The sequence below is a fragment of the Myxococcus llanfairpwllgwyngyllgogerychwyrndrobwllllantysiliogogogochensis genome (assembly GCF_006636215.1).
Classification (GTDB): domain Bacteria; phylum Myxococcota; class Myxococcia; order Myxococcales; family Myxococcaceae; genus Myxococcus; species Myxococcus llanfairpwllgwyngyllgogerychwyrndrobwllllantysiliogogogochensis.
Map to the genome: position 1 here is coordinate 35,944 of NZ_VIFM01000030.1, position 25,229 is coordinate 61,172.

The following is a 25,229-nucleotide window of genomic DNA, read 5'->3' on the forward strand; positions in this document are numbered from 1 at the left end:
GGTCGCCTCACACCACTTTCATGCCCTTGGGAATCACGACGACGCCATCCGGTGTGACGTGGAAGCGCCGCTTGTCCTCCACCGGGTCGTAGCCAATGGTCGTCCCCGGCGGAATCTCCACGTTCTTGTCGATGATGGCCTTCCGGATGCGGCTGCGGCGGCCGATGGTGACGTTCTCGAAGAGGATGGACGCCTCCACTTCCGAGTACGAGTTGACGCGCACCTTCGGGGACAGCACGGAGCGATTCACGTGCCCGCCGGAGATGATGCAGCCCTCGGCCACCAGCGAGTCCGTGGCGTGGCCGACCCGCTGGTTGTCCTTGTCCGCGAAGACGAACTTGGCCGGCGGGTAGTTGTTGGACTGCGTGTGGATGGGCCAGCGGTCGTTGTACAGGTTGAAGACGGGGTCCACCTCCACCAGCTCCATGTTGGACTGGTAGTACACGTCGATGTTCCCCACGTCCCGCCAGTAGCCGCGCTCCTTGCCCTCCTGCCCGGCGATCTCGTTCTGCGCGAAGTCGTACACGTACACCGGCGCCGTCTTGTACATCTGGCTGATGATGGACTTGCCGAAGTCGTGAGCGCTGGTCTCGTTGGCCGCGTCGCGCACCACCTCCTGCACCAGCACCTCGGTGGTGAAGAGGTAGTTGCCCATGGAGGCCAGGCACATCTTCGGGTTGCCCGGCATGGGCGGCGGGTCCTTGGGCTTCTCCAGGAACGCGCGCATGCGCCCGTCGGGGCCCACGTCGATGATGCCGAACTCGCGCCCCTGCTCAATCGGGACGGGGATGGCCGCCACGGTGCACGCGGCCCGCTTGGACATGTGGAAGTCGAGCATCTGCCGCGTGTCCATCCGGTACACGTGGTCCGCGCCGAAGACGAAGATGAAGTCCGGCTCCTCGTCGGTGATGATGTTGAGGTTCTGGTAGATGGCGTCGGCGCTGCCTTTGTACCAGTCCACGCCGGTGCGCATCTGCGCGGGCACCGCCTCCACGTAGTGGCCCAGGAAGGCGGACATCCGCCAGGCGCGGGACAGGTGGTTGTTGAGCGAATCGCTCTTGTATTGGGTGAGCACCTTGACCCGGTAGACACCCGAGTTGGTGAAGTTGGAGAGGGCGAAATCGATGATGCGGTAGCGTCCCCCGAAGGGGACGGCGGGCTTGGCCCGCTCACGGGTGAGGGGCTCCAGACGCGTACCCGCGCCGCCCGCCAGAATCATCGCCAGGACTTTGGACATAGTTGGGCCGGACGTTAGTCCGCCCCCCTCGGGCGACAAGGCCGCCGAGGCCTGCTCGGTTGCCTTCGTTGAGTGCCCAACCGCCCGCCCACGTCCTCCACTCCGGGCCGGACTCCCCAGATGTGGGACATGGTCGCCGTCGGGGTCTTCCTGGGAGCGACGGGAAGCACGGTTCCCGCAGGGGTTACTTGGCTTCCGAAAAGGGGGTCGTGATAGCCTTGGCGGCGATGTCAGGCGACGAAACGCGCGTCACCAAGATTTCCTCCCTGGATCTGCGCTCTGAGCGCAGCACCGAGTGCTGCCTCGTCCAGATTCACGGCCCGGAGCTCGGCAAGAAGTACCTTGTCGACTCCGAGCTGACCATTGGCAGGGACCAGCACAACCACATCGTGGTGGACCTGGACAACGTCTCCCGTCGGCACGCCCGCGTGCTGGGGCGAGGCGGGAAGATGCTGGTGGAGGATTTGGGCTCCACCAACGGCACCTACCTGAACGACCAGGAAGTGCTCCAGGCCCAGCCGCTTCGCAGCGGCGACCTCATCAAGGTAGGGGGCTCCATCTTCAAGTTCCTCGATGGCGACAACATCGAGACCCAGTACCACGAGACCATCTACACGCTGACCATCGCCGACGGCCTCACCGGCGTGAACAACAAGCGCTTCTTCCTGGAGTACCTCGAGCGGGAGATGGGCCGCTCCAGCAGGTACCAGCGCACGTTGTCGCTGATGATGTTCGACATCGACCACTTCAAGCAGATCAACGACGTCCACGGGCACCTGGCCGGGGACTACGTGCTGCGGGAGCTGGCTCAGTCCGTCAAGCGGCTGGTGCGCCGTGAGCAGTGCTTCGCGCGCTACGGCGGCGAGGAGTTCGCCGTGGTCATGCCCGAGGACGGGCCGGACAAGGCGCTCCTGTTCGCGGAGAAGATTCGCAAGCTCATCGCGGAGAAGTCCTTCGTCTACGACGAGAAGGAGATTCCGGTGACCATCTCCATCGGCGTGGCGGAGATGGCGGTGGACATGACGGAGCCCACCCACTTCATCAAGGTGGCGGACGCCAACCTGTACAAGGCCAAGAAGACGGGCCGCAACCGGGTGGTGGGCTAGTCATGGCGCAGGGCGAACAGGGACCTTCCAAGCTGGCGCGGCTGGTGCTCGTGCTGCTCGGGTTGAGCTTCCTGGGCGCCGCGTGGGTGTGGAGTCACCGCTCGGAGCCCTGGGCGGGGAAGATGGTGGACCGCGCCCGCGAGTCGGTGGGGCAACGCTAGGTCCGCCTCAATCGCGCGACGCGGCTCCGGTTGCTCCCGATTCCCTGCTGACGGCTCGGAGCCCCGGCCGCTGTGCGAGGCTTGGAGTGTGCCCTGGCTCGCCGTCACGGCGTGCTCGGGCCCGTCCAGGTGTCAGGCGCGCTAGAGAGCGCTGAGGTCGAGACGGCACGCCCGTGGATGATGCGCCGTGGCCGGCGTGTCACGCAGGCGTGCGCCTGGTGTGCGGCGACGACGCTCCAGGCAGGCAGCCCCCTGTGCCTGGTAGGCCACCCCGGTGTCATGGACGCACGTGCATGGCGTCTGGGCTCCACGGGTTGGAATCGACGATGGGGAAGCGTGAGTCCCCTGGATGGAAGCACTGAAAGTGGGAGAGGGTGACGTGATGATGAAGTCCCAGGATGCGGTGGGCGGAGCGCCTCCCCTGGCGGGACGCAAGGAGTGGATTGGTCTGGTGGTGCTCGCGCTCCCCACGCTGCTCATCTCCGTGGATGTCAGCGTGCTCTATCTGGCGCTGCCGCACCTGAGCGCGGAGCTGGGGGCGAGCAGCGTGCAGCAGCTGTGGATCATGGACATCTACGGCTTCATGCTCTCCGGCCTGCTCGTGACGATGGGCACGCTGGGAGACCGCATCGGCCGGCGCAAGCTGCTGCTGATAGGGGCCTCGGCCTTCTGTCTCGCGTCGGTGGCGGCGGCGTACTCCCGCACTCCGGAGATGCTCATCGCCTCGCGTGCCGCGCTGGGCATGGCTGGCGCGACGCTGATGCCCTCCACGCTGGCGCTCATCAGCAACATGTTCCAGGTGCCACGGCAGCGCTCGCTGGCCATCGCCGTGTGGCTCAACTGCTTCCTCCTGGGCATGGTCGTCGCGCCGCTGCTCGGCGGGCTGCTGTTGCAACACTTCTGGTGGGGCGCCGCGTTCCTGATGGGCGTCCCGGTGATGGGGGTGTTGCTGGTGGCGGCGCCGCTGTTGCTCCCCGAGTACAAGGACCCCGCGGGAGGCCGTGTGGAGCTGACCAGCGTGGTGTTGTCGCTGGCCGCGATTCTCCCCACCGTCTACGGCCTCAAGCAGCTGGCCCGATATGGCTGGCATCCGCTGCCCGCCGCCGTGCTGCTGGGAGGACTCGCCCTGGGTGTGGTGTTCGTCCGGCGTCAGGGGCGGCTGGCCCATCCCCTGTTGGACCCCCGGCTGTTCGCGAACCGTGCGTTCAGCGCGACGCTGGTCATCATGCTGTTCATGGCCATCTGCTCGGGCGGGATGGCCTTGCTCGTCCCCATGTACTTCCAGTTGGTGGCGGGGCTGTCGCCCCTGGACGCAGGGCTGCGGATGGTGCCGCAGATGGTGGGGATGATGGCGAGCTCACTGCTGGGGCCCTTCATCATCCGGCGGATGCGCCCGGGCTTCATCATGGCCGCGGGGCTGATGTTGTCGAGCCTGGGCTATGCGGTGATGACCCAGGCGGACAGCGTGGGTGGAGGCATGTTGCTGGTGGTCGGCACCGTCGTGGCGGCCATCGGCTTCGCGCCCATGGCCGTCCTGGGCACGGACCTGGTGGTGGGCTCGGCGCCCCCGGAGAAGGCAGGCTCCGCGGCCTCGGCCTCGGAGACCGCCAATGAGCTGGGCTTCGCCCTGGGCGTCGCGCTGATGGGCAGCCTGGGCACCTTCATCTACCGGAAGCGGATGGACACGGTGGTGATGCCCGACATCCCGATGGAGGTCGCCGACCGCGTCCGAGAGAGCCTCATTGGCACGGCGGCCGTGGTGCCCTCGCTCCCACCGTTGCTCCAGGCTTCCCTGCTGGGGGCCGCGCGGGAGTCCTTCACCGTGGGACTCAACACCGCCGCGGCGATTGGCGCGGGGGTCTTCCTCGCGCTCTCGGTGCTCGCGGCCGTGACGTTGCGGAACGTCCGTCCGGGGCACCACACCGGAGATGGGTGAAGCGCCGCCCTTCGTGTGGGGCGGCGCTCCTCACCGTGCGCGAAACGCTCAGGTGCCTTCGCGCAGGTCGCCGAGCCGGCCCTTGGTGCCGGGCAGGCTCCCGGGCGGCAGCTTCCCGTAGATGTGCTTCACGGTGTCGACCAGCGTCTCCTGCACGTCGCGCGCGCGGAAGCCCAGCTCGGCCTCCGCCTTGCCGGCGTCCAGCCAGAAGTAGTGCTCGCCAATCTCCACTTCCTGCGGATCCAACGGCGCGGGCGTGCCGCGCAGCTTCGCCCAGCGCTCCAGCAACTGGCCGCCCAGGATGTTCATCTGCGCGGGCAGCCGCAGCCGGGGCGCGGGCACGCCGGTGAGGCGCTCCAGCCGCTGGAAGAACTCCCGGGTCGTCATGTTCACGCCCATCAGGTGGCGGCCGTACAGCTCGCCCCGGGTGAGCGCCTGGTGGAACGCCTCCGCGGCGTCGCGCACGTCCACGAAGGAGATGCCGCCACCCGGCATCGCCGGAATCTCCCGGTTGAGGAACTTCACCACCGTCCACGTCGACGACAGCCGGTCATCCCCCGGCCCCATCAACAGGCTGGGGTTGAGCACCACGAGCGGAATGGCGTGCTTGCGGCAGTACTCCAGCGCCAGCTTCTCCTCGTAGATTTTGGAGATGTAGTACGGCCACCGCGCTACCACGGTAATCGGATAGTCAGCGGACTCGTCGAAGACCGCCTCTTCCTTCGAGACCGCCGTGGTGCCGGACGTGGACGCGAGGACGACGCGCTTCACGCCCGCCTCGCGCACGTCGCGCAAGAGCTCTCGCGTGCTGTCCACGTGCAGCTCGAACATCTTCCGGGCGTCCTTCGGCTGGAAGGAGACGAGCCCGGCGAGGTGATAGACGCCCTCCACGCCGTCCAGCGCGCGGCGCACCGCGTCCCGGTCCTTCAAGTCACCCGCGACGTACTCCGTGCCCGCATACGCCGGCCCCGTCGGACGCGAGCGCCCGATGAGGCGCACCGTGTGGCCCGCTGCCACCAGCTTGGGCACCAGATGCGTGCCCAGGAACCCCGTGCCTCCGGTTACGAGCAGCTTCACGAGTTCTTCCCTCCCGAGGGGAGCGCGGGCAGGACATCCACGTCCGTCGAGGGCGGTCCGCCCAGGTTGAGGACGCGTCCGTCACGCAGCTCGCGCACCGCGTCCTCGGCGATGCGGGTGGCGTAGCGGTAGCTCTCCGAGCGCGCCATGCCCTGCGTGCGAGCACGCAGCGCCTCGTGTCCCAGCGCGGGGCCGATGCTCACCTTGAGGTCCTTGGACTTGGGGAAGACGCTCCCCTTGGGCAGCGCGTCGAAGGCGCCGTGGATGTAGAGCGGCAGCACGTCCACCCGGTACGTCAACGCCAGATAGCCCAGCGTGGACTTGAACTCCTGCAGCTCTCCGGTGGGCGAGCGGGTGCCCTCCGGGAAGATGAGGACGTTGAAGCCCTGACGCAGCGCCTCGCCCGCCTGGCGCAGCGACTGGCGCAGCGAGCCGTGCCGTTCGATGGGGACCAGGTTGGTGAAGTTCTCGAACCACGCGCGCTTGAGCGGCGTGTCGAAGAAGTAGTCGCGCGCGGCCAGCGAGACGAGCCGGTCTCCCTGCTCCGCCAGCACCACGCGCACCAGCCCCGCGTCCAGGTGGCTGGCGTGGTTGGCGATGACCAGGAAGTTGCGGTTCATCGGGATGAAGGGACGGCCTGTCACCTTCACGTCGAAGACGCCGCCGTAGAGGACCTTCTGCCCGAAGGACAGCAGCTGCCGGCCCACGTCCGCGACGACGTCCGGCACCGGAATCTCCACCTCTTCCGCCTTCGCGTTCTCCTTGGAGATCTCCTTCGCCCGGGTCTCCGCGGACGGCCTGCGACCCGACGCCACCACCACCTTGCGCAGGTCCTCCACCGTCTGCACCTGCGTCAAATCCTCAATCGCCGGCAGCGGCACACCCGCGCCTTCCAGCGCGGAGGACAGCTCCGTGAGCATCAGCGAGTCGAAGCCCAAATCCCCCGTGAGGTGCGTCTCCGGACGCACGTCCGCGAGTGGCTTGTGACAGACCTCGGCGATGAGCGGGTAGAGCCACTCGGACGCGCCGCCGGTGCCCGCCACCGTGGCGGCGACCTTCTCGCGCGCCTTGGTGGCGCTGGCCGCCACGCGCTCCAGCCGCTGCAGCTCCTCCACCACCTGCTTGCGCTTCACCTTGCGCGTGGAGGTGCGCGGCAGCTCGCCATCCCAGAAGCGCAGCACCTTCATGCGCCGGTAGAAGGGCATGCCCGCGCCCACCTTGCGGAAGTGCTCCTCCAGGTCGCGGCGCACCTCCTCGCGGGGGCGGTCGCCGTAGTCCGGCACGCACAGACACGCCACCTTCTCGCCACCCGCGTCGTCCGGCAGCCCGACGATGGACAGCTCCTTGACGTGCGGGTGCTCCTGGTAAAGCTCCTCCAGCTCGTCCGGGTAGATGTTCTTCCCGTTGTGGTCGATGATGACGTCCTTGGCTCGACCCACCAGGTACAGCCGACCCTCCGCGTCCACGCGGCCCAGGTCGCCGGTGTGCAGCCAGCCTTCCTTCAGCACCGCCTCCGTCGCCTCGCGGTCTCCGAAGTAGCCCGCCATGACGTTGGGGCCCTTGGCCAGCACCTCGCCAATGCCGTCGTTGTCCGGATGGAGGATGCGCACTTCGATGCCCGTGAGCGGCTTGCCCACCGAGCCGGGCGTGCGCTTGTTGCCGGGCGACGCGACGGCGAGCACCGGCGCGGCCTCCGTCAGGCCGTAGCCCTCCGTGATGTTGAAGCCCAGCTCGTGGAAGGCCTTGTGCACTTCCTCGGGCAGCGCCGAGCCACCGGACACCAGCACCTTGATGCGCCCGCCGAACTTGCGGTGCACGGGCCAGAACAGCAGCTTGCCCAGGTTGACGTTGGCGCGGTTCCGCAGCTCGCCGTGCGTGGCCATCATCGCCTTGATGGCCTGCTCCACCAGCGGCGGACGACTCGCGAACTCCTGCGTCATCTTCCGGTGCAGCAACTGCCACAGCGCCGGCACGCCAATCATCGCGGTGATGCGGCCCGTCTCGAAGACCTCGCCCAGCCGGTCCGACGTCAGCTCGTCGATGTACGTGATTTCAGCGCCCCGTGAGAACGGGGTGAGGAAACCCGCGGAGAACTCGAACGTGTGGTGCAGGGGCAGCACGGACAACACGCCGTCACCCACGCCCACGTTGAACACGCCGGCCAGCTTCGCCACCAACGAGGAGAAGTTGCGGTGGGTGAGCATCACGCCCTTGGGCGTGCCCGTCGTGCCCGACGTGAAGATGAGGCTCGCCAGGTCATCCGCCGACGCGGACTTGCGCACCGGCCCGATGCGGTCCTCCGGGTACGCCGGGTCGCCCGTCATCGCCTCCGCGAGGCTGGCGATGATGACGTTGTCACCCAGCGCGCCGAGCAGGCCGGAGAAGTCCCGCGTCGCGTCCTCGGACATCAGGCAGACCTTCGCCTCCGCCCGCTTCGCGATGTTGATGACCTCCGCCTCGCTCAGCCCCGGGTCCACCGGCACCATCGTCGCGCCCGCACGCAGGATGCCGAAGAAGCACGTGCCCCACTCGGGCCGGTTCTCCGACACCAGCAGCACCCGGTCTCCAGGCTTCACGCCCGAGCGCACCAGGAAGCTGCCCACGCGCGCGGCATAGCGGTGCACCTCGCCGAAGGTGAAGCGCTCCTCCTTCTCGCCCGCCACCATCCGGAAGGCCACCCGGTGCCGGTACGCATGCACCGTGGCCTCGAACAGCTCCAGCAAGTCTCTGTGCGCGGGGATGACGGTGCGCTTCTCGCGCTCCTCCTCCAGGCCGGGGAACACCCACTTCTCCAGGCCCGGCAGGTGCGTCTCCATGAAGTACGCGCGCCAGTCGATGTGCTCCGGGTCCCACGGAATCTTCAGCCGGTCCGAGTGCACCATGCGCGTGTAGACCGAGCGCGTGTTGTCACAGCGGAAGACGTACCGGTTCTCGTAGAGGAAGGGGAGGAACAGGTCCGTCATCGCGATGAGGCCCGCGTTGCTCGTCTCCACTTCCTCGAGCGAGACCTTGGCCTTGTCCAGCATCGCCTGCACGGCCGGCGCGCCCCACGCGGGCCGCACCTCGTCGATGGCCTTCCTCAGGAACTTGGCGCCCCGGACGAGCATGGGCGCGCTCATCCACTCGAACTCGAGCTTGCTGACCGGCTGCGGCTCCAGCCGCGAGCGCAGCGAGTTGAGCACCTTGTTGCCCGACTCCTTGTTCCGGTAGTAGCGCCGCCGGTACAGGCCCACCAGCTCCACGGAGCGGCTGGCGTAGAACGGATTCACGTCGCCGGAAGCAAGCTGGTAGACGCGCCGCTCCTCCACGTCGATGGACTGCGCGGTGATGCCAATCGTCGCGCCCGCCACCTGGTCCACCGGGATGATGTCCAGGATGGTGTTCTCGCCCGCGGGGATGCCACCCGGGCCCTTGATGCCGGCGAACGCCAGCGGGGCGGACGTGGTGAAGCCCTCGTTCCAGCCCGGGAACGGGAAGTGCCGCGCGCTCTCCACAATCGAGGGCCGCACAATCGCGTAGCGCAGCCCCGGCGTGCCGGCGATGACCTGCTCGCCCAGGGACTTCGTGTACGTGTACGTGTTGGGCCAGCCCCAGTGCGCCGCGCGCTCCATGCCCGCGCGCACCAATTCGCCGCTCAGCCACAGCTTGCGCTCACGGCCGACCGCGAGCCGCAGCGTCTTCTCGTCGTTGACGTCGCGGCCTTCCTCGGCCAGCCGGTCCAACGCCTTCTTGCGGAAGGTGGACGTCAGCGCCCGGTCATCGGCCTGCTCGCGCAGCCGCGCCACGATGCGCTCCGCGTCCTTCAGCTCCTGCTCCAGGCTGAAGTCGCGCCCGTCCAGCTCCTCCTTCTTCGGGAAGTAGCCTCGGACCTCCTCGTCCTCGAACACGAGCCCGCTGCGGTTGCCCGCGACGAAGGACGTGGACATGTGGATGAGGGGCACCGCCCAGCGCAGCGCCAGCTCCACCGCGTACTTCACGCCGTGGGTGTTGACGTTGAGGCCCACCTCCAGCGACGGGTTGAAGGACACCAGGCCCGCGCAGTTGACGAAGGCGTGCACCTTGCCCGTCAGCTCCGCCACCTGGGCTTCTTCCAGGCCCACCCACGGGTCGGTGATGTCGCCGTCGAGGACGTGGCACTTCTTGCGCAGGAACTCGAGCGCGCCCTCTTCCCCGTACGTGTCGCGCAGGGGTTGGAAGGGCTCGCTGGTGGCGACCTTGTCGAAGAAGCGACGCTCGGCGGAGGCCGCGCTGCCCTTGCGGACGAGCACGTACACCCGCTCCAGCTCCTGCCCGTAGCGGTGCAGCAGCATGGACAGCGTCACCTTGCCCACGAAGCCCGTGGCGCCCGCGAACAAGAGGCGCTTGCCGGTGAAGACCTGGGAGACGTTCAGCTCGGGTTGCGGTGACATGTCCGGCCTCACTTCACGTCCACCATCACCGTGGGGGCAATGCGCAACAGGCTGATGGTGGCCGAGCGGCCCATGAAGCCGCGCGCTTCCTCGATGGCCTCGGTGAGCGTGTCGGTGCGGTCCCACCCGAGCAGCGCGGGGACGTGGTTGTTCTCCGCGCCCGCGACAATGACCTTGCCCACGTGCTGGCGACCGTTCTCGCCCCAGTACCACATGTAGAAGGGGTGCACGCCGTGGTACGCGTTGTTCTTGCGGTACAGGTGCACGTAGCTGGGGTTCTCCGCGAACTCCTTCTCGTACTTGTGCTCCAGCTTCATGGAGTCACGCGTCTCGGGAAGCAGCCGGTGGAAGAACTCGATGTAGCTGGGGTGGTGCTCCGGGTCGAACTCGTCGTAGGCCGGGTGCAGCAGGATGAGCACGCCGCCCTTCTTCACCAGCGGCACGCCGCGGTTCAGGTTGAAGAAGTAGCCCAGCCCCATCACCTGCACGAGCAGCGGATTGAGGATGGAGTTGACGCTGTACGGAGACACGAAGGGGATGGGGAAGATGACGATGTCGCTCTGCCCCTCCACCGGCACCACGTACTGCTTCCAGCTGGTCTCCAGCGTCTTGGCGTGCGCGGGCTCGGTGGCTCCGGCGAACACGCCCGTGACGTCGTAGGGCGCGGGGACGGCGTTGAGAATCTTGCGCGCCGCCGCGCGCGGCAGCTTGGACAACGCGTAGCGCATGGCCTGGAACTTCAGCCGGTCGCCCTCGGTGTAGTCCTCCTCGCGCTTGGCGAGGAAGTCCGTGGGCGCGCCGAACATGCGGTTGTTCAGCGTGGTCTCGATGTGGAAGACCTTCAGGTGCTTGTCGATGTTGCGGCCGATGCGCTCGTTGCTGCGATACAGCGCGCTCGCCTTCGGCTCCATGTAGCTGTCCGACTCGCGGATGGTCTTCGGATTGTGGTGGTGGCGCAGCGACGCGTAGTTGGACACGCCGGTGCCCATGGACTTGTGCCCGCCATTCATGGGCACGAAGTTCACGTTCACGTAGACGATGAGGTCGCTCTCCGCGACGCGGCGGTTGACGGAGACTTCCTCGCCGTGGGACGTGCGCTCCAGCGCGACGATGCCATCCGGGTCTTCCGCGTCGTGGTTGTAATAGCGGTCCGGGTAGTAGGCGTCGTAGATCTTCTCGCCCACCATCCGCTTCATCTCCGCTTCCGTCATGCGACGGTGCAGCGCGTTGGCGATGACCAGGTGCACGTCATCCACGCCGCTGTCGGCGGCCAGCTCCAGCACCACCTCCAGGATGGACTGGCGCACGTCCGGCGTCACCATGGGCGGCAGGGGCACGCTGATGTCGTCGATGACGCACGTCAGTCGCATGCCCGGCTTGAGCAGCGCGTGCAGCGGGTCCATCCCGTCCGGGTGGTTGATGGCCCAGCGGATGGCGGCCTTGACGTTGGGCACGCCGGCCATGGGGGGGCGGGGGAAGATGACCCGGGTACCCACGGGCAGGTCTTCCTGGAGGAAGCCCTCACCGTAGAAGAGGGCGCGCGGAGGGCTGCCCTTCTCGGTGATGACGACCTGGCTTTCCTCGTCGTACAGCTTCTGGAGCGTCTTGAACGGGCGCATGGCGGGCAAGGGGACTACTTGAGGTCGAGGATGGGCCAGTTGTAGGCGCGCGCGATGGAGCGCAGCCGCAGGTCCGGGTTCACCGCGGTGGGACGACCCACCACCGCGAGCATGGCGTAGTCGGAGGCGCTGTCGGAGTAGCCGTGGCACTTGTCCAGCGTCAGGCCCTCCTTGGCGCAATAGGCACGGATGGAGTTGGCCTTGTTCGCGCCTTCGATGATGGGCGGAATCACCTTGCCGGTGGCCTTGCCGCCCACGAACTGCATCTTGTTGGCGATCAGGTCATCGGCGCCCAGGTGCCGGGCGAGCGGACGCATGGTGAAGTCCAGCGCCCCCGTCACCAGCACGACCTTGCACCCGCTGCGGCGGGCCTGGTCGATGAGGTCCTGGGACTGCTCGAAGAGCGCGGGCTGCAGCACGTCCTCGAACATGTCCTCGGCGATGGTGACGAGGCGGTCCTCGGTCAACCCCGCGTAATAACGGTAGAAGAACTCGTTGAACGTCTTGCGGTCCAGCGTGTCCATGGCACCGAAGAGGGGCACGCTGAGGGCGGTGCTCAAGGTCCGTCCCGCGATGCCCAGCACGGAGCCCCGGTTCATCGCGTAGTACGCGTAGACGTGGACGACGTTCGTCTTCACGAGCGTCCCGTCGACATCGAAAAAGGCGGCTTTCGAGGGCATGTGGCAGCGGGCTTCCTGACACTCCAAGGGGGGTGAGGTCAACGACGCTGGGACGGGGGAAGGCTCCCCCACCCCTGCTAGCATGGCTAGAGCCAGCCTTGCTCGCGGTACCACTCGGCGCTGCGGCGGATGGAGTCCTCCAAATCCCTCCGAGGGTGAAACCCCAGAAGGCGCTCGGCCTTCGCGCTGGAGCAGGTCCAGGCGGGCGCGAGCAGCTGTCGGGCCAGCTTCCGATTCAGGGGGAGCATCTTGCCCGTCACCCGCGACACGCCGTCCGCCGCCGAGGCGAGGGCGCTCAGCGCCCAGGGACTCACGCGCACCGTGCGGGGTTGAAGCCCCAGCGCCTTCGCTCCCAGGTCCTGCACGGCTTCCAGGGAAAGAGGAGCGCCCGGGCCCGCGCAGAAGAAGGCCTGGCCCACGGCGTTGGGGTGTTCGGCCTGGAGAATCAGCGCGTCCACCACGTCCTCCACGTCCACCATGGTGAGGGGCCGGGGGCCGCCCACCAGCTCCAGGCGGATGCCCTTCTTCACCAGCTTGAAGAAGGTGAGGTTCTCGTGGTCACCGGGGCCGAGGATGCGCGGCGGGCGGGACACCGTCACCGGCAGCCGGTCTCCATAGGAGAAGGCGATGCGCTCCGCCTCCGCCTTGCTCTCGCCGTACCACTCGTGCGGCTGGAAGGCGTCCTCCTCGACGTGCGGGCGGGTGGGGGAGGAGGGCCCCATGGCCGCCAGCGAGCCGACGAGGACCAGGCGCGGACGGTGACCCGAGGCCACCATGGCGTCGCACAACAGGCGCGTGCCCTCCGCGTTGACGCGCATGAAGTCCTCGCGTGTCGCGCCGCGGCGAACTCCGGCGAGGTGGAAGACGACGTCCTGTCCCTCCACGGCGGGGCGCAGCGAGGCCGCGTCCGTCACGTCTCCCTCCACGCGCTTATAGGAGATGCCGGCCAGTCCCGAGGCGTCTCCCCGAGGGCGCAAGAGGCACGTCACGGTGTCGCCGCGTGCCGCCAGGGCACGGGCCAACCAGATTCCAAGGAAGCCACCGGCTCCGGTGATGAGGGCTCGCATGGGTCGTTTCATCCGAAAAAGTACACCTCGTCCGCAAGAGGAATCCCACGTCCCCTGTCGCGAACCCGCGAGGGAGGACACTGCGCGAGGCCGGATGGTCGGCCTCCGGAGTCGTCCCGCGAGGCGCTTCCCGAGGGAAAAGTGGCGCTGGGGCCGGATTCTCGGGGCGGGATGCGCCGCGAGAGGGGGGCGTCCGAGCGAGAACCGTGTTGCGGAGCCGGTTTCTCGGGCATGAAACGCGTTGCGTAGGGCGTTTCTAGAGGGAAAAACGCAGGAGAGGGCTGTTTTTCGGGCTTGGGCGTGCTACCTACGCCCCACCGGCACTGGCTTAAAATCAAGCGAGGCCGCACAACGTCCCCTTCGGAGGGGAGGAGACTCAAGACGAATGGCCGCCAAGAAAGCTGCTGCGAAGAAGGCTCCCGCCGCCAAGAAGGCCCCTGCTGCCAAGAAGCGTGCGCCCAATGCGTCGTTCATGAAGGAGATGACTCCTTCCGCCGCCCTGGCTGAGATTGTCGGCGCCAAGCCGCTGCCGCGCACCGAGGTCGTCAAGAAGCTCTGGGCCTACATCAAGAAGAACAACCTCCAGGATGCGAAGAACAAGCGGCAGATCAACGCCGACGACAAGCTCAAGCCGATCTTCGGCGGCAAGAAGAACGTCACCATGTTCGAGATGACCTCGCTGGTGAACAAGCAGCTGAGCTGACACCGTCGCCGGGGCCACCCGGCAGTTGCATCCCCGAGGGCTCTCCGGAAGTTTCGGCGAGCCCTCTGCTTTTTGGTGCGCGCGCGTGTGCCGTGCGCACGTCAATCCAGGCTCTTGGAGCGTTGGATAGAGGGCGGAAGTCACACCCCACGCTGGCGTCAGGCGCGCGGGAGCCCTACCTCTGGTCCCCATGTTGCTCGACGGACTGGAAGAAGAGGGAACCGCTCCCACGGGGGCGTCGGGTGCCACCCTGAGCGCGGAGTCCCTGGCGGAGGGACTGTTCGCTCGCGTGAAGCAGGAGCTGGGGCCGCGTCCCCGCACGCCGCTGTCCACCTATCGGGTCCAACTGCACCGCGGGTTCACCTTCCAACAGGCGCGAGAGGTGGTGCCGTTCCTGGCCCGCCTGGGCGTGAGCGACTTCTACGCCTCGCCCTATCTCAAGGCGACGCCGGGCAGCACCCACGGCTACGACTGCGTGGACCATACGCGGCTCAATCCGGAGGTCGGCTCGCCGGAGGACCACGCGGCCCTGTGCGCCAGCTTGCGTGAGCACGGCCTGGGGCAGGTGCTGGACGTGGTGCCCAACCACATGGGCATCGAGCGCGACAACCGCCTGTGGTTCGACGTGCTGGAGAACGGCCCCTCGTCCGTCTACGCCAAGTACTTCGACATCGACTGGTCGCCGGTGAAGGACGAGCTGCACGACAAGGTGCTGCTGCCGATTCTGGGAGACCAATACGGCATCGTCCTGGAGCGCGGGGAGCTGAAGCTGTCCTTCCGCGAGGGCGCCTTCTTCATCCACTACTACGACCACCTGCTGCCGGTGGCGCCCCGGCAGTACGGCCGCATCCTCCGCCACGGCCTGGAGCGACTGGAGGCCCGGCTGGGCACCGAGGCCGCGCCCATGGTGGAGCTGCTCTCCATCCTCACCGCGATAGACCACCTGCCGCTGCGCACGGAGATTGAGCGCGCCCGCGTCGTGGAGCGGCACCGCGAGAAGGAGGTCATCAAGCGGCGCCTGGCCGCGGTGGCGGCGTCCAGCGAAGAGGCGCTCTTGTACATCGAGGACAACGTCCGCGTGTTCAACGGGGAGCCGGGCAACCCGCGCTCGTTCGACCTGCTGGACGCGGTGCTGGCCTCGTGCAGCTTCCGGCTGGCGCACTGGCGGGTGGCGGGCGAGGAGATCAACTACCGGCGCTTCTTCGACATCAACGGGCTGGCCGCCATCCGCGTGGAGGACCCGGAAGTCTTCCAGGAGGCGCACGCGCTCATCTTCCGCTGGCTGCGCGAGGGCTGCGTCACCGGGTTGCGCATCGACCATCCGGACGGTTTGTTCGACCCCACCGCGTACTTCCTGGACTTGCAGGAGCGCTACTTCGTGGAGCGCGCGCACGCGCTGTTCCTCCAGGAGCAGGCGGGGGACGACACGCGCTGGCCCGGCGTGGAGGCCGCGCTGCGCGAGCGCTGGCGGGCGGAGGTGACGGAGAACCCGTCCAGTCCCCTGCGCAAGGCGCTGTACGTGGTGGTGGAGAAGATACAAGGCGGTCGCGAGCGGATTCCCGAGGCGTGGGCGGTGCACGGCACCACCGGCTACCGCTTCGCCAACGCGGTGAGCGGCCTCTTCGTGCACCCGGCGGCGGAGACACACCTGACGGAGACGTACGAGCGGCTCACCGGGGAGAAGGGCGACTTCGCGGAGCTCGTCTACCAGAAGAAGCTCCTCATCATGCGCGTGTCCATGGCCAGTGAAATCAACGTGCTGGCCCACGAGCTCAACCGCATCTCCGAGATGAGCCGGCGCACGCGCGACTTCACGCTCAACTCGCTGCGGCGCGCGCTGGTGGAGTTCGTCGCGCTGTTTCCCGTGTACCGGACCTACGTGGATGGCTGGCGGCCGGGGCTGGACGCGCGCGACGTGCAGTACGTGGAGTGGACGATTCAGCGCGCCAAGGAGCGCAACGCCACCACCAACGCCTCCATCTTCGACTTCCTGCGCGACATCATCCTGGGTCGCTACCCGGAGCAGTCCGACGAGCGCGAGCGCGCCGTCATGCTCCGCTTCGCGATGAAGCTCCAGCAGGTGACGGGGCCCGTCATGGCCAAGGGCCTGGAGGACACCGTCTTCTACATCTACAACCGGCTGGTCAGCCTCAACGAGGTGGGCGGCGAGCCGGAGCGCTTCGGGGTGCGAGCCAACACCTTCCACCTGCGCAACCAGGAGCGCGCGGAGCACTGGCCCGCGAGCCAGCTCACGTCCAGCACCCACGACACCAAGCGCAGCGAGGACGTGCGCGCCCGCATCAACGTCGTGACGGAGGTGCCCGAGGACTGGCGCAAGCTGGCGCGGCGGTGGATGCGCCTCACCGAGAAGTTCGTGACGCCGCTGCCCTCCGGACCCGCGCCCAGCCCCAATGACGTCTACCTCTTCCTCCAGACGGTGGTGGGCGCATGGCCCATGGGCGAGTCCCAGTCACCGGAGGCGATGGAGGACTTCCACCGCCGGGTGCGCGAGTACATGGCCAAGGCCATCAAGGAGGCCAAGGTCCGCACCTCGTGGACCAACCCGGACGGCGCCTATGACGACGCGGTGGCCGGCTTCGTGGACGCCTGCTTCGACGGGGACAAGGGCGCCACCTTCCTGGAGGAAGTGCGCCGCTTCAAGCGCCGCATCGAGCGCGCGGGACAGCACAACGCCCTGGGCCAGCTGCTCTTGAAGCTGGCCTCGCCCGGCGTGGTGGATACCTACCAGGGCTGCGAGCTGTGGGACTTGTCGCTGGTGGACCCGGACAACCGCCGGCCGGTGGACTTCGCCGTGCGCGCTCAGTTGCTGGACGCGTTGGACGCGCGGGCGAAGGAGGACCGGGTGGGGCTGTGCGCGCGACTGGTGGAGACCCTGGACGACGGCCAGGCGAAGCTCTTCTTGTTGTCGCGCGTGTTGCGGCTGCGACAGCGTCACGCGGAGTTGTTCCGCAACGGAGGCTACAAGGCCCTGGAGCTGTCCGGGCCCCGGGCCCAGGCGGCGGTGGCCTTCGTGCGTGAGCTGGAGGACTCCGTCATCCTGGTGTGCTCGCCGCGCTACACCCTGTCCGCGCTGGAGTCTTCCGAGGGGCTGGCCGGTGCGTATGAGAACACGTTCCTCGACCTTCCGGAGGCATATGCGGGCATGATGTTCCGCGATGTCTTCACCGGGCGACAGGTACGGCCCGAGCGTGGGTCGGGTGGCGTGGTGCTGCCTCTCGCGCCGCTCCTGTCGGGGTTCCCGGTGGTGCTGCTGGAGAGGAGCACTGGATGAGGAGGGCCGAGGTGCTTCCAGGGAAGCCGTTCCCCCTGGGCGCCACGTACGACGGGCATGGGGTCAACTTCGCGGTCTTCAGTGAGCATGCGAAGAAGGTGGAGATCTGCCTCTACGACGCGGACGAGCCGTCGAAGGAGACGCGCCGCTTCCCGCTCCTGGAGAACACGCACCAGGTGTGGCACGGCTATGTGCCGGACCTGACGCCGGGGACGCTCTACGGCCTCAGGGTCCACGGGCCGTTCGAGCCCAAGAAGGGCCTGCGCTTCAACCCGCACAAGCTGCTGGTGGACCCGTACGCCCGCGCCATCCACGGCGGCGTGGACTACCGCGGCGCCATCTACGGGTACGTGGCCGGCGGCAAGGAAGAGGACCTGGTCCAGGACAAGCAGGACGACGCCGCGGCCGTGCCCAAGGGCGTGGTGCTGGCGGACTCGTTCGACTGGGGGGGCGACACCCATCCCCGCGTGCCCTGGCACCAGACGGTCATCTACGAGCTGCACGTCAAGGGCTTCACCAAGCTGCACCCGCGCGTGCCGGAGGACCTTCGGGGCACCTACGCGGGGCTGGGCCACCCGGCCGTCATCGAACACCTGAAGAAGGTGGGCGTCACCGCGGTGGAGCTCCTGCCCATCCACCACATCGTCGACGAGCCCTTCCTCGCCGAGCGGAAGCTGACGAACTACTGGGGCTACAGCACGCTGGGCTACTTCGCGCCGGACTCGCGCTACAGCGCCGCGGGCTCCCGGGGCGGCCAGGTGGACGAGTTCAAGGCCATGGTGAAGGCGCTTCACCGCGCCGGCATCGAGGTCATCCTCGACGTCGTCTACAACCACACCTGCGAGGGCAACCACCTGGGCCCCACGCTGTCCTTCAAGGGCGTGGACAACGGCGCGTACTACCGCCTCACGGAGAAGGACCCGCGCTACTACCTGGACGTCACCGGCACGGGCAACTCGTGGAACGCCACGCACCCGTACGCGCTGAAGCTCGTCGCCGACTCGCTCCGCTATTGGGTGGAGGAGATGCACGTGGATGGCTTCCGCTTCGACCTGGCCACCACGCTGGGCCGCGACAGGCACGGCTACGACACGCGCGCGGCCTTCTTCCAGATTCTCCACCAGGACCCGGTGCTCAGCCAGGTGAAGCTCATCTCCGAGCCCTGGGACGTGGGCGACTTCGGCTACCAGGTGGGCAACTTCCCGGTGCTGTGGAGCGAGTGGAACGGCAAGTACCGCGACACCATCCGCCGCTACTGGAAGGGTGACGACCGGCAGGCGGCGGAGATTGGCTACCGGCTCACCGGCAGCTCGGACCTGTATGCGCTGTCCGGCCGCAAGCCCACCGCGAGCGTCAACTTCGTCACCGCGCACGACGGCTTCACGCTGCACGACCTCGTCACGTACAACGACAAGCACAACGAGGCCAACGGCGAGGAGAATCGCGACGGCGCCAACGACAACCACTCCTGGAACTGCGGGGTGGAGGGCGAGACGACCGACGCGAAGATCAACGCCCTGCGCGAGCAGCAGAAGCGCAACTTCCTGGCCACGCTCTTCGTGTCCCAGGGCGTGCCCATGCTGGTGGCCGGCGATGAGATGGGCCGCACCCAGAAGGGCAACAACAACGCCTACTGCCAGGACAACGCCCTGTCGTGGGTGGACTGGGAGCTGAACGACACGCAGCGCTCCCTGCTGGAGTTCACCAGCCGCCTCACCCGCCTGCGCCGCGAGCAGCCCGTGTTGCGCAAGCGCCGCTTCTTCCGCGGCGCGCACATGTGGGACAGCGAGCTGAAGGACCTGGCGTGGTTCCGCCCCGACGGCAAGGAGATGAAGAAGGACGACTGGGAGAAGCCCTACGTCCGCTCCCTCGCCTTCCTTCTGGGCGGCGACGCCATCGCCACGCCGGATGACGAGGGCAACCGGATTGTCGGCGACACCGTGCTCGTCCTGATGAACGCGCACCACGAGCCCATCTCCTTCCTCCTGCCCGCCCTGGAGTGGGGCGCCGACTGGGAGCAGGTGGTGGACACCTCGACGGCGGCGGAGTCCCAGCACACACACACACCCGCTGGCGGCAAGGTGCAGGTGGCGGGGCGCTCGCTGATGGTGCTGCGCCGACCCGCGACGGAGTGATGGGGTGGCCGGGCCCCTGAAGGTGGGAGGGGCCCTGGTTGTACGGAAGTGTCGACGCCCGGACGCGCCACCGCTAGGGTGCGCCGGCTGTTTCTGAAACAGGATTCATACGTGAATACGCAAGTCGCGCTTTGGGTGGGCTTCAACCTCTTCGTCCTGGCGATGCTCGCCGTGGACCTTGGTCTGTTCCACCGCAAGGACCACGCGGTGACGCCCAAGGAAGCGGGCATCTGGACGCTGGTGTGGATTTCCATCAGCCTCGCGTTCTGCGGGGGCATCTGGCACTTCTCGGGGAGCACCCCGGCGCTCCAGTGGCTGACGGCGTATGTCGTGGAGTACTCGCTCTCCGTCGACAACCTGTTCGTCTTCCTGATGGTGTTCAGCTACTTCCGGGTGGCGGCGGAGCACCAGCACCGGGTGCTGTTCTGGGGCATCATCGGCGCGTTCATCATGCGCGCGGTGCTCATCATCGCCGGCGCCGCGCTGGTGCAGCGCTTCCACTGGCTCATCTACCTGTTCGGCGCCTTCCTCGTCTTCACCGCGGTGAAGATGCTCGTCTCCAAGGACGAGGAGATGGACCCGGAGCAGAAGGGCATCGTCAAGCTGGCGCGCCGGGTGCTGCCAGTGGCCCGGCTGGGCGAGGGCAGCCGCTTCTTCCTCACCGAGGATGGCCGCCGCAAGGTGACGCCGCTGTTCATCGTCCTCCTGGTGGTGGAGGCGACGGACCTGCTGTTCGCCCTGGACTCCATCCCCGCGGTGCTGGGCATCAGCCAGGACGCGTTCATCATCTACACGTCCAACGTGTGCGCGATTCTGGGCCTGCGCTCGCTGTTCTTCGTGGTGGCCAGCCTGATGGACAAGTTCCACTTCCTGAAGCTGGGGCTGAGCGGCATCCTGGCCTTCGTGGGCGTGAAGATGTTGATTACGTACTTTGACATCCACCTCCCCATCGCCCTGTCGCTGGGTGTGATTGGCGGCATCCTCCTGGCCGCCATCGTCGCGTCGCTCATCTGGCCCAAGAGCCCGGAGCCCGGTCATGACCGGGAGAGCGCGAAAACCTGAACCCAGACGGACGGCCTCCGGGGTTTTCCTTGCAACCCGGGGGCCTTGCCTTCAAATGTGGAGGCATGTCTTCCAGCGCCACCACTGATGGCCTCCGCATCACCGTGAAGCCGGCCTACTGGCCGGAGCGAAGCTCGCCCGAGTCGGGGCAGTACGCCTTCATGTACACGGTGGAAATCGTCAACGAGAGCGAGGCGCCCGCGCAGCTGAAGTCGCGGCACTGGGTCATCACCGATGCCACCGGGAAGGTGGAAGAGGTGAAGGGGGAGGGCGTGGTCGGCCGTCAGCCCCGCGTGGCCCCGGGCGAGCGCTTCGAGTACACGAGCTGGGCCATGCTGCGCACGCCGTTCGGCACCATGCGCGGCAGCTATGAGATGGAGCGGCCGGACGGCACGCACTTCGAGGCGCGCATCGCGGAGTTCGCCCTCACCCTGCCCAACGCCCTGCACTGATGATGACTCCGGACCCGAAGCGGGGGCTGCTCCTCATCAACCTGGGCACGCCGGACGCGCCCGAGTCCGGGCCGGTGCGGCGCTACCTGCGCGAGTTCCTGAGTGACGCGCGCGTGGTGGACATCCACCCGGTGGGGCGCTGGCTGCTGCTCAACCTCTTCATCCTCCCGACGCGGCCCGCGAAGAGCGCGGAGGCGTACCGCAAGGTGTGGATGAAGGAGGGCTCGCCCCTGCTGGTGTACAGCCGGGAGCTGGAGGCGGCGGTGCGCGAGAAGCTGGCGGGGGAGTACGACGTGGAGTTGGCCATGCGCTACGGCAGCCCGTCCATCCCCGACACGGTGGCTCGGATGCGCGCGCGCGGCGTGACGGACTTCACCGTGCTGCCGCTGTACCCGCAGGAGGCCACGTCGTCCTCGGCCTCGTCGCTGGCCCGGGTGTACGAGGTGATGACGGAGGGCTGGGACGTGCCCAACGTGCGCGCGGTGCCCGCGTTTCATGGGCACCCGTCCTTCCTGGACGCGTTCTCCGTGGTGGCCCGGCCGGTGATTGCCGAGGCGCGCGCGGACCATGTCCTGTTCAGCTTCCACGGCGTGCCGGAGCGGCACGTGCGCAAGACGGACACGTCGGGCCAGCACTGCTTTGCTTCCGCGGGCTGCTGTGACGCGCTCACGGACGCCAACCGGCACTGCTACCGGGCCCAGTGCTTCGCCACCGCGCGAGGGCTGGCCGAGCGCCTGGGGTTGCCCGCGAGCGGGTGGACGGTGTCCTTCCAGTCGCGGCTGGGGCGCACGCCGTGGGTGAAGCCCTACACGGACCTGGTGCTGCCGGAGCTGGCGAAGCAGGGCGTGAAGCGGCTGGCGGTGATGTGCCCGTCGTTCGTCGCGGACTGCCTGGAGACGCTGGAGGAGGTGGGCCTGCGGGCCCGCGAGCAGTTCGTCGAGGCGGGGGGCGAGTCGTTGACGCTCGTCCCCTCGCTCAACGCCCACCCGGCCTGGGTGGACGCCGTGGTGCGGCTGGTGCGCGAGTCCGACGGAGCGCCTACTGCTGCGGCTTCGCCGTCGGCTGGGGCGCGGCCGGAGCGGGAGCCGACTCCAGCGCGGTGAGCTTCAGCTTCACCGTGCCGGGCGGCACCTGGAGCGCGGTGGGGGAGACGGTGCCTCGCGTCGACGAGGTGATGCTGCCCTCCCACGAGCGCCACTTGCCAGCCTTCACCAGGAACTCGCCACGGCCGACGATGCGCACCTCCGCGCTGGCGTCCGTCGCGGTGGGCGGGGCGCCCTCCGGCTCGTCTCCGCCTTCTTCCGGGATGGCGGCGCGCGCGGGCACGGCGGGCATCGCGCGACGGGTGGCGACCTTGCCCGCGAGCTGGTCCAGCAAGTCATACTCCAGCGTGGCCACCTGCTCGCCGCCGTCCGCGGGGGTGAGCGCGGTGAGCTTCACGCGGTTGCGGCGCTCCGTCTTGACGATGGTGAACGTGGGGCCCAGGGCGTCGTGCGTCAGCAGCTCCGTGCCCAGCGCCCAGGTGTCGTTGGGGCCCACCGCCGACAGGGGCAGCTCCAGCACCAGCGAGGCCGTGTTGCGGGTGATGCCCTGGAGGCCGTCGAGCACGAAGCCGCGCTCGCTGACGGTGCCGGTGTCCTCGGCGGCGTTGGTGCCCTCCGGGATGACGCGCAGCCGGAAGTCACCCGAGTCGCCGTGCTCCAGCACATAGGTGAAGGCGCTGGGGAACGCGGGGGAGGGGGCGGCGGCGCGCTCGGGCTTCGGCGCTTCCTTGTCGCGGCCCTTCTTGCCCTTGGCGGGCTTGGCCTCCTCCACCTCCTCGACGGCGGCGGGCGCGGAGCCCGCTCGGTCCAGGGTGAGGCGGTAGGCCACGGGCGCACCGGCGGCGGGCTTCCAGCGCAACACCACCTTGGACGGGTCCGCCGTGGGCGCGGCCGCGGGCTGGGCGGCACCCGCCTCCTTGGGGGTGTCCTTCAGGCCCGGAGGCCGGGGAATGGGCTCGAGCTGCCCTCGGGGCTCTTCCTTGCAGGCGAACAAAGACAGGGCAACGACCAGGCCGAACAGGCTTCGCATCACGCGGGGACGCTCCTCTGCGAGGACATGCGGGATACCGGAGCCCAGGAGGGCATTTCAAGTCCGTCACCCGGCCGCGTCTGTCGAATGCTTGCGTGAGTTTCCTCCACGGGCTCGCTTGACGCGCCCGATGAAGTCGGGGTTGCGGTGCCCGGCCTCATCCCTTGCAGCACCAACTCCTTGCATCGCGTTCTGTGGCCGGGTGCGTCATGCGAGGTGGCTGGCGCCCCGGGACTCCTCGCGGTCGTGGAGTCGAGGGGCGCGCCGGCGCACTCAGGTCCGTCGCGCCCGGGTGCTCACTGGGGCGCGTGCGCCACGTAGAAGTCGACCTGCTCCTTCACGCGCCCGGCGAATTCTGGGTTGAGGCGCTCGAGGATGTTCCACTCCAGCTCCAGGAGCCTGCGGATGTTGGGGCGGGCGGAGCGCGTCTGCATCTCCGGCTCCGTCCCCACCAGGGCGGCGGGAGTGGCGTTGGGGGTGTTGTGCACGGTGTCGTAGCCCGTGTGGACGAGGCCGGGGAGGGCCTGGGTCCGGCCGAAGGTCGTGGCGGCCATCTCATAGGCGCGCACGGAGAAGCGGCCATCGGCGCGGATGTGCCCCTCGACGTACAGGCGGGACCAGCGCGTGCCGATGTCGAAGCTGCCCGTCACCTTCCAGGGGGTCTGCAGGAAGTAGGGGTCGGTGCTCGGCAGCAGGTCATAGCCACGGTCCGCGATGACCTTCTCGGCGGCCTTCATGACCTCCATGGCCGGCAGGTCATACACGACGAGGCTGCTGGTCCGCTCCAACAGCACCTTCTGGGGGGCGGCGCATCCCGCGAAGCACAACGCCGCCACGATGCTCGTCATTGCCGCGAGCCATTGCTTCCGCACCATCATCGTCGCCTCGTCCGCTGGAGTGGACCGCGCGACGCAAAGGGAGTCGTGCGCGCGGTGCAGCGAAAACAACGAGGGATGTTTCGGGGCATATCGCCTTGGGCGAGCACTCGTTGCCGCGTGGTGCCTGGAGTCACGAGGTAACTCCCCTTCGGTGCATGCCAGCCGGCGGCTGGCGTCGCGACACCTCCACCGCGCATGTCGCTCAAGCGTTGGGCGCGCGAGAAGGACCCAACTCGAGCCGATTGCTCGGCGGCCGTTGCTGCTCGGTGATGGGGGCGCGCGAGACTCCGTGTTCGCGTGGAGGCTCGGGAGGCGGGCCCCTCGACGCGATACCTCGCCTTCCGTTGCTGTTCAGGGCTGAGGGTCGCGAGGCGCGGCGGCGCGGGAGAGTCTGTCTCGCACCGCGATGCCCAGCCCACTGGCGGCGGGGAGACAGACGACGAGCACGTCATGTCCCCGCTCGTCCGCTTCACGCAGCCTCGCGTAGAGCACGCGCGCGGCTCCGGTCGGGTCCTCGGGCACGTCGAAGCGAGGCACGTCCGGCGGCAGCTCCAGGCTCTCCGGTCCCAGCACGCCCACGCGCAGGCCCTGCTCCCTCAATGCCCGCACGCGTGCTCCGGCCTCTCCCGGCTCGGCGAGCACCACGCCCGCGCGCGGCGCGTAGTGCGACGCGAGCGAGCCCGACACGCGGACCTTGGATACGGCACGCACGGGCACCGGATGTCCCAGCACGCGCTCGACGTCCTCGGCGGACAGGCCACCAGGGCGCAGGATGGCGGGGGCGCCGGAGCTCAAATCGACGATGGTGGACTCCACGCCCACGGTGCTCGGTCCACCGTCCAGCACCAGATCCACGTCCGCGCCCAGGTCCGCGCGCACGTGCTCCGCCGTGGTGGGGCTCACCCGGCCAAAGCGGTTGGCGCTCGGCGCGGCCACGCCTCCGCCCAGGGCCTTCAGCACCGCGAGCGCCACCGGATGTCCCGGCACGCGCAGCGCCACCGTGTCCTGGCCGCCCGTCACGGCGTCCGTGGCCCGGGGCGTGCGAGGCAACACGAGCGTGAGCGGTCCAGGCCAGAAGGCCTCGGCGAGACGGTGCGCGGCGTCGGGGATGTCCCGGGCCCAGGAAGACAGGTGCTCGGCGCCAGACAGATGGACGATGAGCGGGTGGGTGGCGGGGCGGCCCTTGATGGCGAAGACACGGCGCACCGCCAGCTCGTCCTCGGCGTTGGCCGCGAGGCCGTACACCGTTTCCGTCGGCAGGGCGATGACACCGCCGTGCCGCAGCAATTCCACCGCGCGCTCGACGAGCTCCGGATTTAGCATGCGTGGCCGCACTGTCGCG

Annotated in this window: 18 protein-coding genes; 9 read left to right on the forward strand and 9 right to left on the reverse strand. The window is 68.3% G+C overall.

Features of this window, described 5'->3' with window-relative positions:
• Positions 1–7: 7 nt before the first annotated feature.
• On the reverse strand, positions 8–1,237 hold the full coding sequence (glgC, locus tag FJV41_RS10340) for a glucose-1-phosphate adenylyltransferase (RefSeq protein WP_141642272.1): 1,230 nt from the start codon (positions 1,235–1,237) through the stop codon (positions 8–10).
• Positions 1,238–1,464: 227 nt separating this feature from the next.
• On the opposite strand from glgC, the gene FJV41_RS10345 reads away from it, so the two are divergent.
• The 3 genes from FJV41_RS10345 (at position 1,465) to FJV41_RS10350 (ending at position 4,440) form a co-directional block, all read left to right on the forward strand.
• Positions 1,465–2,343, forward strand: coding sequence for a GGDEF domain-containing protein (locus tag FJV41_RS10345; protein WP_141642273.1), 879 nt, complete (start codon positions 1,465–1,467; stop codon positions 2,341–2,343).
• Positions 2,344–2,345: 2 nt separating this feature from the next.
• Complete coding sequence (locus tag FJV41_RS52160) at positions 2,346–2,504, forward strand: hypothetical protein (protein ID WP_174487710.1); 159 nt, start codon at positions 2,346–2,348, stop codon at positions 2,502–2,504.
• 349 nt (positions 2,505–2,853) lie between these two features.
• A complete protein-coding gene (locus FJV41_RS10350) occupies positions 2,854–4,440 on the forward strand; it encodes an MFS transporter (RefSeq protein WP_217441794.1) in 1,587 nt (528 codons plus the stop codon).
• A gap of 48 nt (positions 4,441–4,488) precedes the next feature.
• Here FJV41_RS10350 and FJV41_RS10355 read toward each other — a convergent pair whose 3' ends face one another.
• The 5 genes from FJV41_RS10355 to FJV41_RS10375 all read right to left on the reverse strand — a co-directional run bounded on the left by FJV41_RS10355 (position 4,489) and on the right by FJV41_RS10375 (position 13,292).
• The gene (locus FJV41_RS10355) at positions 4,489–5,517 is read right to left on the reverse strand and encodes an NAD-dependent epimerase/dehydratase family protein (RefSeq protein WP_141642274.1); all 1,029 of its coding nucleotides are present in this window, start codon (positions 5,515–5,517) and stop codon (positions 4,489–4,491) included.
• Positions 5,514–9,926, reverse strand: coding sequence for an AMP-binding protein (locus FJV41_RS10360; protein ID WP_141642275.1), 4,413 nt, complete (start codon positions 9,924–9,926; stop codon positions 5,514–5,516). Before FJV41_RS10360 ends, FJV41_RS10355 begins: the two co-directional genes overlap by 4 nt.
• Before the next feature lie 8 nt (positions 9,927–9,934).
• Positions 9,935–11,545, reverse strand: coding sequence for an NPN-dependent hydroxyacid isomerase, LarAH14/15/16 family (gene larAH / locus FJV41_RS10365; protein ID WP_141642276.1), 1,611 nt, complete (start codon positions 11,543–11,545; stop codon positions 9,935–9,937).
• A 14-nt stretch (positions 11,546–11,559) separates the two neighbouring features.
• Positions 11,560–12,225 (reverse strand): HAD family hydrolase, encoded by a 666-nt coding sequence (locus FJV41_RS10370; RefSeq protein WP_141642277.1) that lies wholly within the window; start codon positions 12,223–12,225, stop codon positions 11,560–11,562.
• Positions 12,226–12,311: 86 nt separating this feature from the next.
• Positions 12,312–13,292 carry an NAD-dependent epimerase/dehydratase family protein gene (locus FJV41_RS10375; protein WP_141642293.1) on the reverse strand — a complete coding sequence of 327 codons (981 nt, stop codon included), beginning with the start codon at positions 13,290–13,292 and terminating at the stop codon, positions 12,312–12,314.
• Positions 13,293–13,677: 385 nt separating this feature from the next.
• Here FJV41_RS10375 and FJV41_RS10380 point away from each other — a divergent pair, with 385 nt between their 5' ends.
• From FJV41_RS10380 to hemH, 6 genes are all read left to right on the forward strand, one after another.
• Positions 13,678–13,995 carry an SWIB/MDM2 domain-containing protein gene (locus tag FJV41_RS10380; RefSeq protein ID WP_141642278.1) on the forward strand — a complete coding sequence of 106 codons (318 nt, stop codon included), beginning with the start codon at positions 13,678–13,680 and terminating at the stop codon, positions 13,993–13,995.
• A 190-nt stretch (positions 13,996–14,185) separates the two neighbouring features.
• Positions 14,186–17,287 (forward strand): malto-oligosyltrehalose synthase, encoded by a 3,102-nt coding sequence (gene treY, locus FJV41_RS10385; protein ID WP_141642279.1) that lies wholly within the window; start codon positions 14,186–14,188, stop codon positions 17,285–17,287.
• Positions 17,284–19,422: a glycogen debranching protein GlgX gene (gene glgX / locus FJV41_RS10390; protein WP_141642280.1), complete on the forward strand. Its 2,139-nt coding sequence runs from the start codon at positions 17,284–17,286 to the stop codon at positions 19,420–19,422. The genes treY and glgX overlap by 4 nt, the downstream gene beginning before the upstream one ends.
• A 111-nt stretch (positions 19,423–19,533) precedes the next feature.
• The gene (locus FJV41_RS10395) at positions 19,534–20,484 is read left to right on the forward strand and encodes a TerC family protein (protein ID WP_141642281.1); all 951 of its coding nucleotides are present in this window, start codon (positions 19,534–19,536) and stop codon (positions 20,482–20,484) included.
• Positions 20,485–20,549: 65 nt separating this feature from the next.
• The gene (gene apaG / locus FJV41_RS10400; RefSeq protein WP_141642282.1) at positions 20,550–20,936 is read left to right on the forward strand and encodes a Co2+/Mg2+ efflux facilitator ApaG/CorD; all 387 of its coding nucleotides are present in this window, start codon (positions 20,550–20,552) and stop codon (positions 20,934–20,936) included.
• Positions 20,936–22,039, forward strand: coding sequence for a ferrochelatase (hemH, locus tag FJV41_RS10405; RefSeq protein WP_141642283.1), 1,104 nt, complete (start codon positions 20,936–20,938; stop codon positions 22,037–22,039). The genes apaG and hemH overlap by 1 nt, the downstream gene beginning before the upstream one ends.
• Here the strand turns inward: hemH and FJV41_RS10410 are convergent.
• The 3 genes from FJV41_RS10410 to FJV41_RS10420 form a co-directional block, all read right to left on the reverse strand.
• The gene (locus tag FJV41_RS10410; protein ID WP_217446262.1) at positions 21,975–23,009 is read right to left on the reverse strand and encodes a hypothetical protein; all 1,035 of its coding nucleotides are present in this window, start codon (positions 23,007–23,009) and stop codon (positions 21,975–21,977) included. The genes hemH and FJV41_RS10410 overlap by 65 nt on opposite strands.
• A gap of 296 nt (positions 23,010–23,305) precedes the next feature.
• Positions 23,306–23,887, reverse strand: coding sequence for a hypothetical protein (locus tag FJV41_RS10415; protein ID WP_246137136.1), 582 nt, complete (start codon positions 23,885–23,887; stop codon positions 23,306–23,308).
• 351 nt (positions 23,888–24,238) lie between these two features.
• Positions 24,239–25,210 (reverse strand): L-threonylcarbamoyladenylate synthase, encoded by a 972-nt coding sequence (locus FJV41_RS10420; RefSeq protein WP_141642285.1) that lies wholly within the window; start codon positions 25,208–25,210, stop codon positions 24,239–24,241.
• Between the last annotated feature and the right edge of the window lie 19 nt (positions 25,211–25,229).